This window comes from Alkalihalobacterium sp. APHAB7 (assembly GCF_048323755.1).
Taxonomy (GTDB): Bacteria; Bacillota; Bacilli; order Bacillales; family Bacillaceae_F; genus Alkalihalobacterium.
On sequence record NZ_JBLWFS010000002.1, the window covers coordinates 87,198 to 101,198 of the forward strand.

General features: G+C 38.8%; 13 protein-coding genes. All 13 read right to left on the bottom strand.

The genetic code is table 11. The features are described from left to right. Positions 1 to 8: 8 nt before the first annotated feature. Complete coding sequence (locus tag ACNSTQ_RS02800; RefSeq protein ID WP_418198329.1) at positions 9 to 1,784, bottom strand: acyl-CoA dehydrogenase family protein; 1,776 nt, start codon at positions 1,782 to 1,784, stop codon at positions 9 to 11. Positions 1,785 to 1,787: 3 nt separating this feature from the next. Next, complete coding sequence (locus ACNSTQ_RS02805) at positions 1,788 to 2,522, bottom strand: 2-phosphosulfolactate phosphatase (RefSeq protein ID WP_418198330.1); 735 nt, start codon at positions 2,520 to 2,522, stop codon at positions 1,788 to 1,790. Positions 2,523 to 2,541: 19 nt separating this feature from the next. After that, positions 2,542 to 3,609 carry a phosphotransferase family protein gene (locus ACNSTQ_RS02810; RefSeq protein WP_418198331.1) on the bottom strand — a complete coding sequence of 356 codons (1,068 nt, stop codon included), beginning with the start codon at positions 3,607 to 3,609 and terminating at the stop codon, positions 2,542 to 2,544. Positions 3,610 to 3,660: 51 nt separating this feature from the next. Continuing rightward, entirely contained in the window at positions 3,661 to 4,068 is a 408-nt protein-coding gene (locus ACNSTQ_RS02815; RefSeq protein ID WP_418198332.1) for an acyl-CoA thioesterase, read from the bottom strand. A gap of 102 nt (positions 4,069 to 4,170) precedes the next feature. Then, positions 4,171 to 4,950, bottom strand: a complete 780-nt coding sequence (locus tag ACNSTQ_RS02820; protein WP_418198333.1) for an enoyl-CoA hydratase — start codon at positions 4,948 to 4,950, stop codon at positions 4,171 to 4,173. Then, positions 4,950 to 5,834, bottom strand: a complete 885-nt coding sequence (locus ACNSTQ_RS02825; protein ID WP_418198334.1) for a 3-hydroxyacyl-CoA dehydrogenase family protein — start codon at positions 5,832 to 5,834, stop codon at positions 4,950 to 4,952. The genes ACNSTQ_RS02820 and ACNSTQ_RS02825 overlap by 1 nt, the downstream gene beginning before the upstream one ends. A 76-nt stretch (positions 5,835 to 5,910) precedes the next feature. Beyond that, positions 5,911 to 6,477 (bottom strand): TetR/AcrR family transcriptional regulator, encoded by a 567-nt coding sequence (locus tag ACNSTQ_RS02830; protein WP_418198335.1) that lies wholly within the window; start codon positions 6,475 to 6,477, stop codon positions 5,911 to 5,913. 86 nt (positions 6,478 to 6,563) lie between these two features. Then, positions 6,564 to 8,180: a long-chain-fatty-acid--CoA ligase gene (locus ACNSTQ_RS02835; protein ID WP_418198336.1), complete on the bottom strand. Its 1,617-nt coding sequence runs from the start codon at positions 8,178 to 8,180 to the stop codon at positions 6,564 to 6,566. Between the two features lie 22 nt (positions 8,181 to 8,202). After that, positions 8,203 to 8,955: an SDR family NAD(P)-dependent oxidoreductase gene (locus tag ACNSTQ_RS02840; protein ID WP_418198337.1), complete on the bottom strand. Its 753-nt coding sequence runs from the start codon at positions 8,953 to 8,955 to the stop codon at positions 8,203 to 8,205. Positions 8,956 to 8,982: 27 nt separating this feature from the next. Next, positions 8,983 to 10,158: a thiolase family protein gene (locus ACNSTQ_RS02845; protein ID WP_418198338.1), complete on the bottom strand. Its 1,176-nt coding sequence runs from the start codon at positions 10,156 to 10,158 to the stop codon at positions 8,983 to 8,985. A gap of 31 nt (positions 10,159 to 10,189) precedes the next feature. Then, a complete protein-coding gene (locus ACNSTQ_RS02850) occupies positions 10,190 to 10,963 on the bottom strand; it encodes an SDR family oxidoreductase (RefSeq protein WP_418198339.1) in 774 nt (257 codons plus the stop codon). A 38-nt stretch (positions 10,964 to 11,001) separates the two neighbouring features. Beyond that, positions 11,002 to 12,639: a long-chain-fatty-acid--CoA ligase gene (locus ACNSTQ_RS02855; RefSeq protein WP_418198340.1), complete on the bottom strand. Its 1,638-nt coding sequence runs from the start codon at positions 12,637 to 12,639 to the stop codon at positions 11,002 to 11,004. Between the two features lie 16 nt (positions 12,640 to 12,655). After that, a complete protein-coding gene (locus ACNSTQ_RS02860) occupies positions 12,656 to 13,861 on the bottom strand; it encodes an acyl-CoA dehydrogenase (RefSeq protein WP_418198341.1) in 1,206 nt (401 codons plus the stop codon). Positions 13,862 to 14,001 lie beyond the last annotated feature (140 nt).

Sequence of the window (14,001 nt, forward strand, 5' to 3'; positions counted from 1 at the left end):
CCAAATACTTAACAGGTATACTGACCGCTTTCATTGACATACGACGCAATTTCTCGGAATCTAGCTACTCGATTTTCCATGCGGTAAGAACATAGTTGGTTCGTAATTAATGAAAGAAGACCGTCGCTTTCGGTTGAAGCTTCTAAGCCACCGATAAATTCTCTTGCTAACGTTTGAACTTTTAATAACGCCTCTTCTGTGACTAATTTTGCTAGTTGTTCTTTCAATCTCTCTTTGTCAGCACCATTTTTCTCTATCGCTTTCTGCGATCGTAACACTGCCGACTCTGCAGCAAATAATTCAATTCCAATATCAGCTAACTTCATTACTAACTCTTGTTGATCATCTAACTTAGCCCCAAACTTCTGATAAGCAAGCCCAGCTAAGGCTAAATACGTATCGCGAATAGAATGGACCGCTTGACGTTCGGCTAAGAGCTCACCACTTTTAATCGTCGCAGCACCTGTCTTTAGTCTTTCTATTGCATCATTAACAGCTTCTAAAGCTGGCAATTCACCTTTTGCTGCTTTCTTAAAGAAAATTCCTGGGACAAGTAAACGGTTAATTTCATTCGTTCCCTCAAAAATTCGGTTAATCCGAGAGTCACGATACGCCTGTTCAATTCGATATTCTTTAATGAAGCCTGCTCCACCATGAAGTTGTAGTGACTCATCAGCAACATAATCTAATGTTTCAGACCCATACACTTTACAAATGGCACATTCTAAGGCAAACTCCATTAACCGCTCGGAAACAAGTCGTTTATCTTCTGTATCGTAAACGCCGCCTAATGCACTTTCTAATAAGTCAGCTGTTCGATACTGCAATGTCTCAGCTGCATAGATACGAGCAGCCATTTTAGCTACCTTTTCTTTAGTTGCTCCAAATTCTGCAATTCTTTTCCCAAATTGCTTTCTCTCATTTGTATGAGTAATCCCTAATGCCAAGGCTGATTTTGCCCCACCCATACAAGCTGAACCTAAGTTAAAACGGCCTAAATTTAATACATTTAATGCAATGACATGTCCTTTGCCAATTTCTCCAAGTACGTTTTCAACTGGTACAAGACAATCTTCAAAAATAACAGAACGAGTAGATGATCCTTTAATTCCCATTTTCTTTTCTTCTGGTCCTAAAGATAGTCCAGGATAATCTTTTTCTACAATAAAAGCAGTAAATTTATCTCCATCGACTTTCGCATAAACGATAAACGTTTGAGAGAATACTGCATTTGTAATATAGAGCTTCGTACCGTTTAGAACATAATGAGTTCCCTCTTCATTTAATGTTGCAGTTGTTTTAGCAGCTAAAGCGTCTGATCCTGAAGAAGGCTCTGTTAAACAGTACGCCCCTAAATATTCACCTGAAGCCATTTTAGGTAAGTATTTCTCTTTTTGCTCCTTCGTCCCGAAGTACGTAATTGGCAAAGTAGCAATACACGTATGATTGGAATGAGCGACTCCATAACCTCCTGATTTGCCGACGATTTCACCGACAAGACCTTTACTGACTTTATCAAGTCCTAATCCACCATAAGCTTCAGGAATACTATGCGCCAGAAGACCCAAATCACCTGCTTGTTGAAGAAGAGAAACAATTTTTTCAATATCTTGATTTTCAATTGCTTCATTATGAGGTTCTACTTCTTTATCAATGAACTGTCTCGCTGTTTGACCAATCATTTTCTGTTCATCAGTAAAGTCTTCTGGTGTAAATAAGTCATCTGCTTCTAATGATGAGATAAGGAAGCTTCCACCTATTGCTTTCATTTGTGTCTCTCCCATTGGTTATTCCTCCTTGACTACTCTCTTATTTTTTTGATCATACACGGCTACTATCGGTAAAATATCTTGGCTCGCAACAAAGTCTATTTCTTCCTCACAATCAAAATGTATGAGCATTTGTCCTACATATGAATCTTTTAAGACGTTCTTTCCTTGTTCTTTGTAAGCTGAGAAAAATAGTTTTGCTGCTTTAGCCGAGTCAGTAAGTTCCCAGTTGGACTCCTCCTCAGCTAGTAAATGTTCAATGATACACCCTGCTCCATAGAAATCTTCTAAGCAAAATTCATTAGAAGAACCTGAGCAAATAATAACGATCGTTTCATCCTGATGACGCTCATTGACCACTTCAGCAATCGATTTGCAATTGAGTAACGATGAGATATATACGTGGTCAGCTCCAGAAGCTTTATGAATAGCTACTGTGCCATTTGTCGTCGAAAGAATAACGTTTTTCCCTTTCACTTGATCTCGAATCATGACCGGATTAGGAACAAGAAAGCCGTCAATTGCTCTTCCTTCATATTCTCCGACTAAAACGTCATCATCGTTACCTCTTTCTTTGGCCACTTTCTTTGCCTCTTCTTGATCAATTACAGGTATGACACAGTTTGCTCCATAGTGTATCGATGCTGTAATGGTTGATGTAGCTAGTAGAACATCAAATACAATCGCAATTTTACCTTCTACCTTTTCCTTGCTTACTTCTTCTTTTTTTAAAACGACATGAATTTTACTCATGCACATCACCTCATTCTGACTAGAACGGCTCTTTCGATACAGTTAGTCCATGATGAATTAAACTGGCAACAGTATAGTTAAACTTTGAGAAACGTGCGTCATTCGTTTGACCTTTTTTATATCGATAATAGATTTGCTGGGCAATAACAGCTAGTTTGAAATAAGCGAAAGTAAGGTAATAATGGACATCCGAAACATCGCGTCCACTTCTTTTCGCATAAGCTTCAACCATTTCACTTCTTGTCATAAATCCAGGAAGGATCGTTACTGGTGGTTTACCAAAACCTATCTTTAATAAGTCTGGATCACTGTCTTCAATCCAATATCCTAAAGCAACGCCCAAATCAGCTAATGGGTCTCCAACTGTTGTCATCTCCCAGTCAAACAGACCAACAATTTTGGTTATATCATCATGAGCAAACATTGAATTATTTAGTTTAAAATCATAATGAATAACGGATGGATCTGGTGATGTCGGAATGTTATTTGCTAACCAATTCGTTAGCTCTTCTACTCCTTTTACTTCATCGGTTTTTGCTTTATGATACCTGCCAATCCAGCCATGTACTTGCCGTTCTAAGAAGCCTTCGGGACGACTCATTTCTACTAGTCTAGTAGAGCGATAGTCTACGCTGTGCAAGTCTACTAAAGTATTAATCATCGTTTCTGAAATGCTTCTGCAAATCTCAGGAGTCACTTCAATATTAGACGGGAATTCCGTATCAATGACGATACCTCGACGGCGCTCCATAATAAAAAACGGCCGGCCTATTACATCTTCCTCTTCACAGAACACGATCGGTTTAGGTGCTACTGGAAAAAGAGGGTGAAGTTCTTTTAAAATGTGATACTCACGTTTCATATCGTGAGCTTTCGGTGCTACTGGACCAAGCGGCGGACGGCGAAGCACTGCCTCCCATGGGCCAGCCTTTAAGGCATAGGTTAAATTGGAATGCCCTGAAGGAAATTGTTCAATTTCAAGAGAGTGTGCTTCAAGTTCTTCAACATAACCTCTTAAGTATGTCTCTAATTGCTTATGATTTAGTTCCTCGCCTTGACGAACTGGAATTGTATCCTTATAACTCATCCAAAGTCCTCCTTTTTAAGAAAATTCAGTATTTATAATAGGCAATGTTATTTAAGATGGAGTACTTATCGAAAATTGATTTAACTTTTCTTTAATTGGTTCTGGAATCGGCTTACTTTTTTGCTCTTCAAAATCAAAGTAAACTACGATTGCTTTCCCTTTTGCAATTAATTGTTGATCACGATTATAGATGTGATGTGACACTTCAAAACTAGAATTGCCCACATGTTCCACAGAAGTAGCTACTGTCAATACTTCATCAAAGTATGCTTGATTGACAAAATCACAGCCTGTATGCGCTAAGATAAAATTCCAGCTTTTCATATCCATATCTGATGTAAATAATTTAAAGAATTCCACTCGTGCTTCTTCTAAGTAAATAAAATAGCTTATGTTACTAACATGGCCTAAGGCGTCTGTTTCACAAGCCCGCACCTTCACTTGAATTTCATGTTTCATGAACGAGCCCCTTTCTTTCTTATACTATTTAATACTTATTAAGCCTTTGAGATTATTTAAGAGGTGAAAAAAACTTTCACCTCTTTTTAATTCAATTAAACTTTACTTATGAGTGAAAACTGGACGTCTTTTTTCGATAAAGGCTTGAACCCCTTCACGGACATCTTCTGTTTGGAAGACTTCTGCAAAAAGCTCTGCTTCTCTTTCAATCGCTGCATTAAATTCCATATTGGTTCCCTCATCAACTGCTTTTTTAATTCTTGATAGCGCTTGGAGAGAATACCCGCTAATTTTCTTAGCTACAGCCATAGCAGCTTCCATTCCACTTCCACTAGGTACTACTTTATTAACTAAACCGATCTTCTCAGCTTCTTCGGCTGTAATTGGATCACCGATGAACATTAATTCTTTAGCTTTTGCTTCTCCTACTAAGCGTGGTAAACGTTGTGTACCACCGCCTCCTGGAAAGATACCGAGTTTAATTTCAGGCAAACCTAATTGGCTGTGCTCTTCAGCAATTCTTAAATCGCAAGTTAACGCTAACTCAGCCCCACCGCCAAATGTGAGACCATTTAATACAGCGATCGTCGGCTTTGGTAAGAAATCGATATGATTAAGTACTTCATGTGTTTTCATCACATTTTCTTTCATGTTTGGTTGACCAATGGATTGAGGGAACTCTTTAATATCTGCTCCCGCCATAAACGCTTTGTTCCCTGCACCTGTTAAAATAACAGTAACTACTTCATCATCGTTCTCAATGGCTGTAAAAACTTCATTTAATTCTGAAACCACTTGTTGACTAAGTACGTTTAGTGGCGGGTTATCAATTGTTACAATTCCAATACCAGCCTCTTTTTTTAATGATACTAATTGTCCCATTATTTCTTCACCCCTGCTTTTTCATAATCATACCAGCCCTTACCTGTTTTTCTTCCTAGCTCACCAGCTTTTACTTTTTCTTCTATACATTTTGCAGGCTTATCTTTTGGATCTCCAGTTTCCTTATAATGCTGCTGTTGGGCAAAGTACCCTACATCAATCCCTGATAAATCCATTAACTCGAATGGTCCTAAAGGATGATTTAATGATTTTTTCGTAATGATATCAATATCTTTGAAGTCACAAATTCCTTCTTCATAAAGCTTAATTGCTTCCGCATGAAGAGCAAATAATAGGCGATTGGCAACAAAGCCCCAAATCTCTTTTTTAAGTAAAACAGCTGTACGATTAATTTGCTTACATACATCCATTGTAATTTGTGCTGTTTCCTCCGATGTTTGATCACTCATAACCACTTCTACACAGTCCATAACTAGAGGCGGGAAGAAGAAATGCATATTACATACTTTTTCCGGTCTTGAAGTTACGTCTGCAATCTTAGAGTTAATAATTGTGGAACTGTTTGTCGCTAAAATAGCATGTGGAGGTGTAAAGCGATCTAGTTTTTCAAACAGTTCTCTTTTTACATCAAGTTTCTCGACGACTGCTTCGATAACAAAGTCTGCATTAACAGAAGCTTCTTCTAAGCTAGTAGTAACGTTTAATCTATTAAATGCCTGGTCTAACACTTCTTGGCTAATCTTACCTTTGCTCACCCATTTAGCCATTTGGTACTGAAGACTTTCTTTAGCTTTTTGGAGAGCACCTTCCTGAATATCTTGTAATGTAGTTTGATAACCACCTAGCGCACAAAGCATTGCAATTTGGTGTCCCATTGAACCTGCACCAATAACCGTAATATTTTTAATATCATTCACATTCATCTTGTATTTCCTCCTTTTATACTAACCGTTTAGTATGTTGGTTTTATAATAGCTCCCTAAAAGGGAGTTATCACTTCTATTCAGCTTTTATTCCATTAAGAACGAGATCGATGTATATTTTCGCAACTGCGATATCGGATGAAGGACCACTTGGATCAAACCAATGATAGCTCCAGTTCACCATTCCTAAAATCCCTAGTGCAACAATATGAGAGTCTAGACCTTTTCGGAATTCACCTTTTTCTATTCCTAATTCGATTAGTTCTTGAAACTTAATTCGAAATTGATCACGCTTATCGAAGATTTGTGTAAGGTGTTCATCTGACAAGTTTTGCATTTCGCGGAAGAAGATTTTTGCACTTTTTCCTTGGCCTTCGATATTTTTCAATAACATATAGATGATCTCATAGATTTTTTCTTGATAATTCAGTTTAGGATCTTGAATAATAGCGTCTTGTTTCGCCAATATATCATTAATAAAGCGTAAATGAATTTCCATCAAGATTTGTTCTTTGCTAGTAAAGTAGTAATAAAATGTACCCTTTGTCACACCAAGTGCATCCACAATATGCTGGATGGATGTTTCTGAAAATCCATTTTCACCGAATAGGTCTATACTTTTTTCAAAAATTTTATCTTTCATTGGCCTTAACCTCACCATCTCTTTTTATTCAATTTCCCATTATAGCATACTATGTGTCACTTCCCTTCATACATGATCCGGTATTTTTATGACATTTTCTTATCTTCTTGATGTTCTTCGCGAAGTGTCCGTCTTAATATTTTCCCTACACTTGTTTTAGGTAGTTCATTACGGAATTCTATAATTTTTGGAACTTTATATGCGGCAAGGTTTTTTTGACAATACTTCATCATATCTTGTTCATCTGCTGTCCTTCCTTGTTTTAATACAATGACAGCCTTTACGGTTTCCCCGCGATATGGATCTGGTACACCAATAACGACGGCTTCTTGTACCGCTTCATGTTCATATAATACTTCTTCAATATCTCTTGGATAAATGTTAAAGCCACTAGCAATGATCATATCTTTTTTACGATCGACAATATAGAGGTACCCTTCTTCATCTACCTTTCCGATATCGCCTGTATACAACCAACCATTACGTAATGTATGCTGTGTTTCTTCAGGCATATTCCAATACCCTTTCATTACTTGAGGTCCACGGATGATCACTTCACCGATTTCACCAGTAGGAACTTCTTCAGTCCCGGATGCAACATCGACAATTTTATAATCAGTTGATGGTATACCGATACCTACGCTTCCTGGCTTTGTTTTAGAAAACATTGGGTTAACATGCGTAGTCGGAGCAGTTTCTGACAACCCATAACCTTCTAGAATTTTTGCTCCTGTTTTTGACTCAAAGTCTCTCATTAATTCAACAGGCATCGGTGCACTGCCACTGTTACATATACGAATACTATCAATTCTATAGTCTTGTGCGTTAGGGTGGTTCGTAATAGCTACGTACATCGTCGGTACCCCAGGAAATGTAGTAGGTTTTTCTTTTTTGATTGTCTCAAGGACTTCTTGTAAATCAAAGCGTGGAAGTAAAATATTTGTTGCCGCTGTATAAATAGCTAGATTCATACAAGACGTCATTCCAAAGACATGAAACAATGGAATAACGGTCAACGTCCGTTCTTTCCCTACTTCAAAGTCATTCTTAAAAAATTCATAGACTTGCTCTAGGTTGGCCATTAAATTTCGGTGAGTCAACATCGCCCCTTTAGAGCGACCAGTTGTTCCACCTGTATATTGTAGTACCGCAACATCCTGTTCAGGGTCAAACTTAGGAGGAGTGAAGCTTTTTGCTGTGTTAAGAAATTGTTCAAAGCTGAGATCTTCCTCTAAAGAAGCTGGCTCACCAAAGCTGACAACAATCACATTCTTGACCTTCGTTTGCTCTTGAACTGCTTTTAAACGAGGGTACAACGCATCAAAAACTACGATTGTTTCTGCTCCAGAATCGATCAAGATATGAGCTAATTCTCGTTCGACAAGCATTGGGTTAACTTGCGTCACAATAGCCCCAGCTGTCAATATCCCGTAATAGGAGATTACAAATTGAGGACAGTTTGGCAGCATAATAGCTACTCTGTCACCTTTTTGTACACCAGATCCTTGCAATGCGGAAGCAAATGCTTGTGATAATTGAGCTAACTTCTCATATGTCATTTCATTTCCATAAAAAGTTAAAGCAATATGTTGCGGATATTTTTCAGTCGTTTCTGTTAAAATATCCGGTATCGTTTTTACAGGGATGTCTACTGTTGTCTTAATATCTTCTGGATATTGATTGAGCCATACTTTCTCCATCACAAAACTCCTCCTACAACCTTATTTAATAAGTTAAACCGCCACCATCGACCATTATCGTTGACCCTGTTACAAACGATGACTCATCAGATGCTAAAAATAATACGGCGTTGGCCACTTCCTCAGGCTTGCCTAAGCGTCTTAAAGCATTTGCTTTAGAAATAATGTTCCACTTCCACTCATCTTCTTTCCAGTCATTGATGATAGGTGTATCTATCACCCCTGGACCTATTGCATTTACACGAATATTCTTTGTACCGAACTCTAACGCTGCATTTTTCGTTAGTGTAATAACTCCACCCTTAGCAGCATTGTATGGACCTTGGTATCTCATTCCTTTAATACCAAGTACACTTGATGTATTAATGATTGATCCACCATTGCCTTTTTCCATATATGGAATGGCATGTTTCATACCGAGGTAAACACCCTTTAAGTTTATATTTACGACTTGATCCCACTCATCAGTTTCGATTTCGGTAATTTTTTTTTGCTGATTTCCAACCCCTGCGTTATTAAAGACAACATCAATGGATCCATATCGTTCAAAAGTAGATGACATTAATGCTTTTACATCTTCTTCATTTGAAACGTCAGCTTTCAGGAATTCAGCTTCGCCGCCTTTTTGAAGGATATCAGAAACAGTTGCTTTCCCTGCTTCTTCATTCACATCAGACACAACGACCTTAGCTCCCTCTTCTGCTAAGCGAAGAGCAGTGGCACGACCAATGCCACTACTTCCACCTGTCACAACTGCTACTTTATCTTTTACTCTCATTGTGCACCTCTATCCTTTGTCCATTAATTACACTTCTCGTTCGATTAATGTAGCAATTCCTTGGCCCCCGCCAATACAAGCCGTAATTATTGCTCTTCTTGCATTGCGGCGCTCTAGCTCATATACAGCTTTTGTTGTCAGAATAGCGCCTGTTGCCCCAAGCGGGTGACCATGAGCGATGGCTCCACCGTTGACATTTAACTTTGCTAAGTCAATTTCCAGCTCGCGGTTACAAGCGATCACTTGAGCTGCAAATGCTTCATTTAATTCCACTAAATCGATATCTTCCATTGTTAAACCAGCTTTATTTAATAGTTTACGAGTTGCAGGTACGGGTCCAATCCCCATAATATTTGGATCGACACCACTAACGGTATACTCTCTTATAACCGCTAACGGTTTTAAACCTAACTCCTCTGCTTTTTCACGAGACATGATTACGAGAGCACTAGCAGCATCATTTAATCCGGAACTGCTTCCTGCTGTAACTGTCCCATCTTTCATGAAGGCTGGTGGAAGCTTTTGTAATCCTTCAAGTGTTGTAGACGGACGCGGGTGCTCATCGACAGCAACACGAATCGGCTCGCCTTTTCGAACTGGAATATCGACAGGAACGATTTGTTCGTTGTAATACCCCGCTTCCATCGCAGCTGCCATTCGTTGCTGACTCATTAAAGCGTATTCATCTTGCTCTTCACGAGAAATTGAGTACTTATTAGCTAAGTTCTCAGCTGTAATTCCCATTGGCGGGTCACCAATTTCTTTCGGAGATAACTGAGCTGATCTAAACTTTGGAGGCATCATGCTGTATGGTTTTGTTGGACGATCCATTAAATACGGTGCTCGACTCATACTCTCTGTACCACCAGCGACAAAGATATCACCGTCACCTGCTTTGATTGCTTGCGCTGCTAGGTTAATTGCATTCATTCCTGAACCACACTGTCTATCAACTGTTACCCCAGGAATTTCTTGAGATAATCCGGTTTGTAATGCAGTTAGGCGAGCGATATTCCCCCCACCGCTTAGTACGTTTCCAAAGATAACGTCTTCGACCATTTCTGCTGACACATTGGCTCTTTTCAATGCTTCCTTAATAACGACTGCTCCATATTCGTGAGCTTGAAGTGTTGCAAAAGCACCTCCTTGTCTTGCAATTGCCGTACGAACTGCTGATACAATAACAGCATCTCTTTTAGACATATCATATTCCCCCTAAATTTCAGATTTTTTGTTACATTGCGTGGCTTCCACCATCAACAATAAGAATATCGCCAGTTACGAAGTTCGAGGCATTTGATGCTAAAAATAAAGCTGCCCCTTTAAGGTCATAATCGCTACCAAAGCGATTTAACGGTGTACCTTCTAAAATTAATTTTGATCCTTGATCTAATAAACCTTGAGACATTTTTGTAGGGAAAAATCCTGGTGCGATCGCATTTACGTTAATGTTATATTGACCCCATTTTGTTGCTAAGTCTTTTGTAAATGTTATTACAGCACCTTTACTAGCGTTGTACCCGATCGTATCCATCACACGAGGATCAGCACCGCCAAGTCCGGCTACAGATGCGATATTAATGATTTTTCCAGATTGTTGTTTAATCATTTCGCGACCAACTGCTTGGGACATTAGGAAAGTACCTGTCACATTAACATTCATTACTTTGTTCCATGCTTCTAACGGCATTTCAACTGCTGGTGCCCCCCAAGTAGCTCCACTATTGTTAACGAGGATATCAATCGAACCAAATTCCTCAAGAGTCCCATCCACTACATCTTGGACTTCTGTTGGATTCGTGACATCACATTGGAATGCGATCGATCGAACACCTTTTTCGCGTAATTCTTTACTTACTTCTTCACAAGCTTCGAGCTTTCTAGAACAAACGACAACATTGGCTCCAGCCTCTGCAAAAGCTTCAGCCATTTGTGCTCCAAGTCCTCGACCACCACCTGTAACGATGGCTGTTTTTCCATCTAATTTAAATAAATCTAGAACGTTCATCTTTTTATCGCCTCTTTCTCTATTGTTCTGTTCATCTATTACTTTGGTGCTTTAATTTTTTCTAACTCTTCGTCTCTTAGTTTGCGTTTTAATAGTTTTCCTACCGCAGATTTTGGTAATTCATCTCGGAATTCAATAAATTTTGGTACCTTATAAGCTGCTAAATAAGATTGAGAGAATTTAATTAGCTCTTCCTCTGTTAGCGGTGATCCTCCCTTTAGTGTTACATATGCCTTAACGGTTTCACCGCGGTATGGATCAGGAATACCAAGTACAATAACCTCTTGAACATCTGGATGTTGATACAGCACTTCTTCAATTTCACGAGGATAAATATTATATCCACTAGCAATGATCATATCTTTCTTACGATCAACGATGTAGAAATAGCCATCCTCATCCATTCGTGCCAAGTCACCAGTATATAACCAACCGTCTTTAATTGTTTCAGCAGTAGCTTCAGGCTTTTTCCAATACCCTTTCATCACTTGTGGACCTTTAATAATTAATTCTCCTACTTCGCCGACAGGAGCTTCTTCAAAGCCATTTTCCGTTACACGAACCACTTTAGCATCTGTACTTGGTAATGGAATACCAATACTTCCTGCCTTACGTTCTCTAAAAGATGGGTTAAAATGAGTTACTGGTGAAGCTTCAGAAAGACCAAACCCTTCACAAATCTGCGTATTTGTTCCTTTTTCAAACTGCTCAAGCGCTTCTACTGGAAGAGAAGACCCGCCACTTACATAGCTTTTAATTTGATCAAGACCAAATACATCGTATTGTCCGACCGCATTAAATCCTACATACATCGTTGGAACACCAGCAAATTGGAAAGGCTGCTCTTTCTTAATCGTTTCAAGTACCTCTTGCATTTCAAAACGAGGCAGTAAGATTTGATTTCCACCGTGACGAACACATAAGAAATTGACACACGTTAAACTGAAAATATGGAACATCGGTAGAACATTCACTACTTTTGCATTGTTTGGAAACTCATCGAGTACTTTGTACATGAAATCGTAAGTTTGTTCGATATTTGAGATGAAATTAAGGTGAGTTAGCATAACCCCTTTAGATACCCCTGTCGTTCCACCTGTATATTGAAGTACTGCAATATCTTCAGCTGGATCGATGGTAACCGATGGCACTGTTGGGTGGCTTTGAGCTACATAATCATCAAAAAGAATGTCATCTCCTTGAAGGTCCACTTCAACTCCTGGTTGTAAACCGACAACGATCGCTTTCTTTAATGAAGTCTTTTTACGGACATTGTTAAGGCGTGGATACAAATCAGCCAAAATGACCATATACTCTGCATCAGAATCTTGTAATATATACTCCAACTCTCGTTCAACATACATAGGATTTACTTGAACAACAATACCGCCTACTCTAAACGTTGCAAAAAGCGAGAATACGTATTGCGGGCAATTCGGTAACATAATAGCAAGGCGATCACCTTTTTTCATACCGCTAGCTGCTAGAGCTGAGGCTAGCTTTTCAACAATTGCATATGTTTTTTCATATGTCCAAGTTAGATGATAGAAGGTTAATGCTGTATTTTGAGGATACTTTTTCACCGTTTCCTCAAATAAGTTAGTTAGAGATTTATCTTCAATGTTAGATTGTTCACTAATATTTTCATGGTATAAAGGTAACCAACTCTTACTCATTTTACAGAACCTCCAATTAAAAATTTTTTAATTCTAGTTTGGCAATGGATTCTCTATGAACTTCATCTGGACCATCAGCTAATCGAAGTGTACGAATTCCTGCATATTGATAGGCAAGTGGGAAGTCTTCACTTACACCAGCGCCTCCATGTATTTGAATTGCTCGATCAATTACGTTTAGAGCCATTTGAGGTGCAACAACTTTAATCATCGCAATCTCTTTTTTCGCTACCTTATTACCAACCGTGTCCATCATATAAGCTGCCTTTAGTGTAAGAAGACGGGCTTGTTCAATTTCAATTCTTGAATTTGCGATAGCTTCTCTTGCTACTCCTTGCTCAGCTATCGATTTTCCAAAAGCGACACGCTCCTTGGCACGCTTACACATCAATTCAAATGCTCGTTCAGCAGCTCCAATTGTTCGCATGCAATGGTGAATTCTTCCAGGACCTAATCGACCTTGAGCAATCGCAAATCCTTTTCCTTCTCCCCAAAGAATGTTAGAAGCAGGTACACGAACATCTTTAAACTCAATTTCCGCATGTCCATGAGGCGCATCATCATAGCCGAATACAGGAAGCATACGTAGGACATTGACTCCTGGTGTATCCATTGGTACTAGGATCATTGACTGTTGTTCATGCCTCGGTGCATTAGGATCTGTTTTCCCCATTACGATCAAAATTTTACAACGAGGATCACCTGCACCAGACGACCACCATTTTCTTCCGTTAATTACATATTCATCTCCATCTCTGCGAATTTCTGCTTGTATATTTGTCGCATCTGAAGAGGCAACGTCTGGTTCTGTCATACAAAACGCAGAACGTATTTCACCTTCTAGAAGTGGATTTAACCATTTCTCCTTATGTTCTTCTTTTCCGTAACGAACAAGGACTTCCATATTCCCTGTATCAGGAGCGGCACAGTTAAAAACTTCAGGTGCAATAAAAGAACGTCCCATAATTTCGCACAATGGAGCATATTCTAAATTTGTAAGACCAGCACCATGTTCACTTTCTGGTAAAAATAAATTCCATAGGCCAGCTTCTTTAGCTTTTTTCTTCATTTCCTCCATCACTGGCGGAATGGCACTCCAACGTGTTTCTTGTTGATCAAGTTGCTCTTTGTAAGCCTTTTCATTCGGGTACACAACTTCGTTCATAAAATCAGTTAACTTTGCTTGTAACTCCTGAACCTTCGGACTAAAATCGAAATTCATAATATACCCCTCCAAAATGGATTTTTCTAACTCACTAACCGGTTAGTATGTTAGAGATAAAAAAATATATGACTTCTTGAAAATACTTATTCTTGTATTATATTAGACTATATTTTCAGAATATTCAAGAGTAAATTATT

Coding starts and splice junctions, on each gene's coding strand:
- ACNSTQ_RS02800 (WP_418198329.1), bottom strand. CDS start 1,784: ATGGGAGAGACACAAATGAAAGCAATAGGTGGAAGCTTCCTTATCTCA.
- ACNSTQ_RS02805 (WP_418198330.1), bottom strand. CDS start 2,522: ATGAGTAAAATTCATGTCGTTTTAAAAAAAGAAGAAGTAAGCAAGGAA.
- ACNSTQ_RS02810 (WP_418198331.1), bottom strand. CDS start 3,609: ATGAGTTATAAGGATACAATTCCAGTTCGTCAAGGCGAGGAACTAAAT.
- ACNSTQ_RS02815 (WP_418198332.1), bottom strand. CDS start 4,068: ATGAAACATGAAATTCAAGTGAAGGTGCGGGCTTGTGAAACAGACGCC.
- ACNSTQ_RS02820 (WP_418198333.1), bottom strand. CDS start 4,950: ATGGGACAATTAGTATCATTAAAAAAAGAGGCTGGTATTGGAATTGTA.
- ACNSTQ_RS02825 (WP_418198334.1), bottom strand. CDS start 5,834: ATGAATGTGAATGATATTAAAAATATTACGGTTATTGGTGCAGGTTCA.
- ACNSTQ_RS02830 (WP_418198335.1), bottom strand. CDS start 6,477: ATGAAAGATAAAATTTTTGAAAAAAGTATAGACCTATTCGGTGAAAAT.
- ACNSTQ_RS02840 (WP_418198337.1), bottom strand. CDS start 8,955: ATGAGAGTAAAAGATAAAGTAGCAGTTGTGACAGGTGGAAGTAGTGGC.
- ACNSTQ_RS02845 (WP_418198338.1), bottom strand. CDS start 10,158: ATGTCTAAAAGAGATGCTGTTATTGTATCAGCAGTTCGTACGGCAATT.
- ACNSTQ_RS02850 (WP_418198339.1), bottom strand. CDS start 10,963: ATGAACGTTCTAGATTTATTTAAATTAGATGGAAAAACAGCCATCGTT.
- ACNSTQ_RS02855 (WP_418198340.1), bottom strand. CDS start 12,639: ATGAGTAAGAGTTGGTTACCTTTATACCATGAAAATATTAGTGAACAA.
- ACNSTQ_RS02860 (WP_418198341.1), bottom strand. CDS start 13,861: ATGAATTTCGATTTTAGTCCGAAGGTTCAGGAGTTACAAGCAAAGTTA.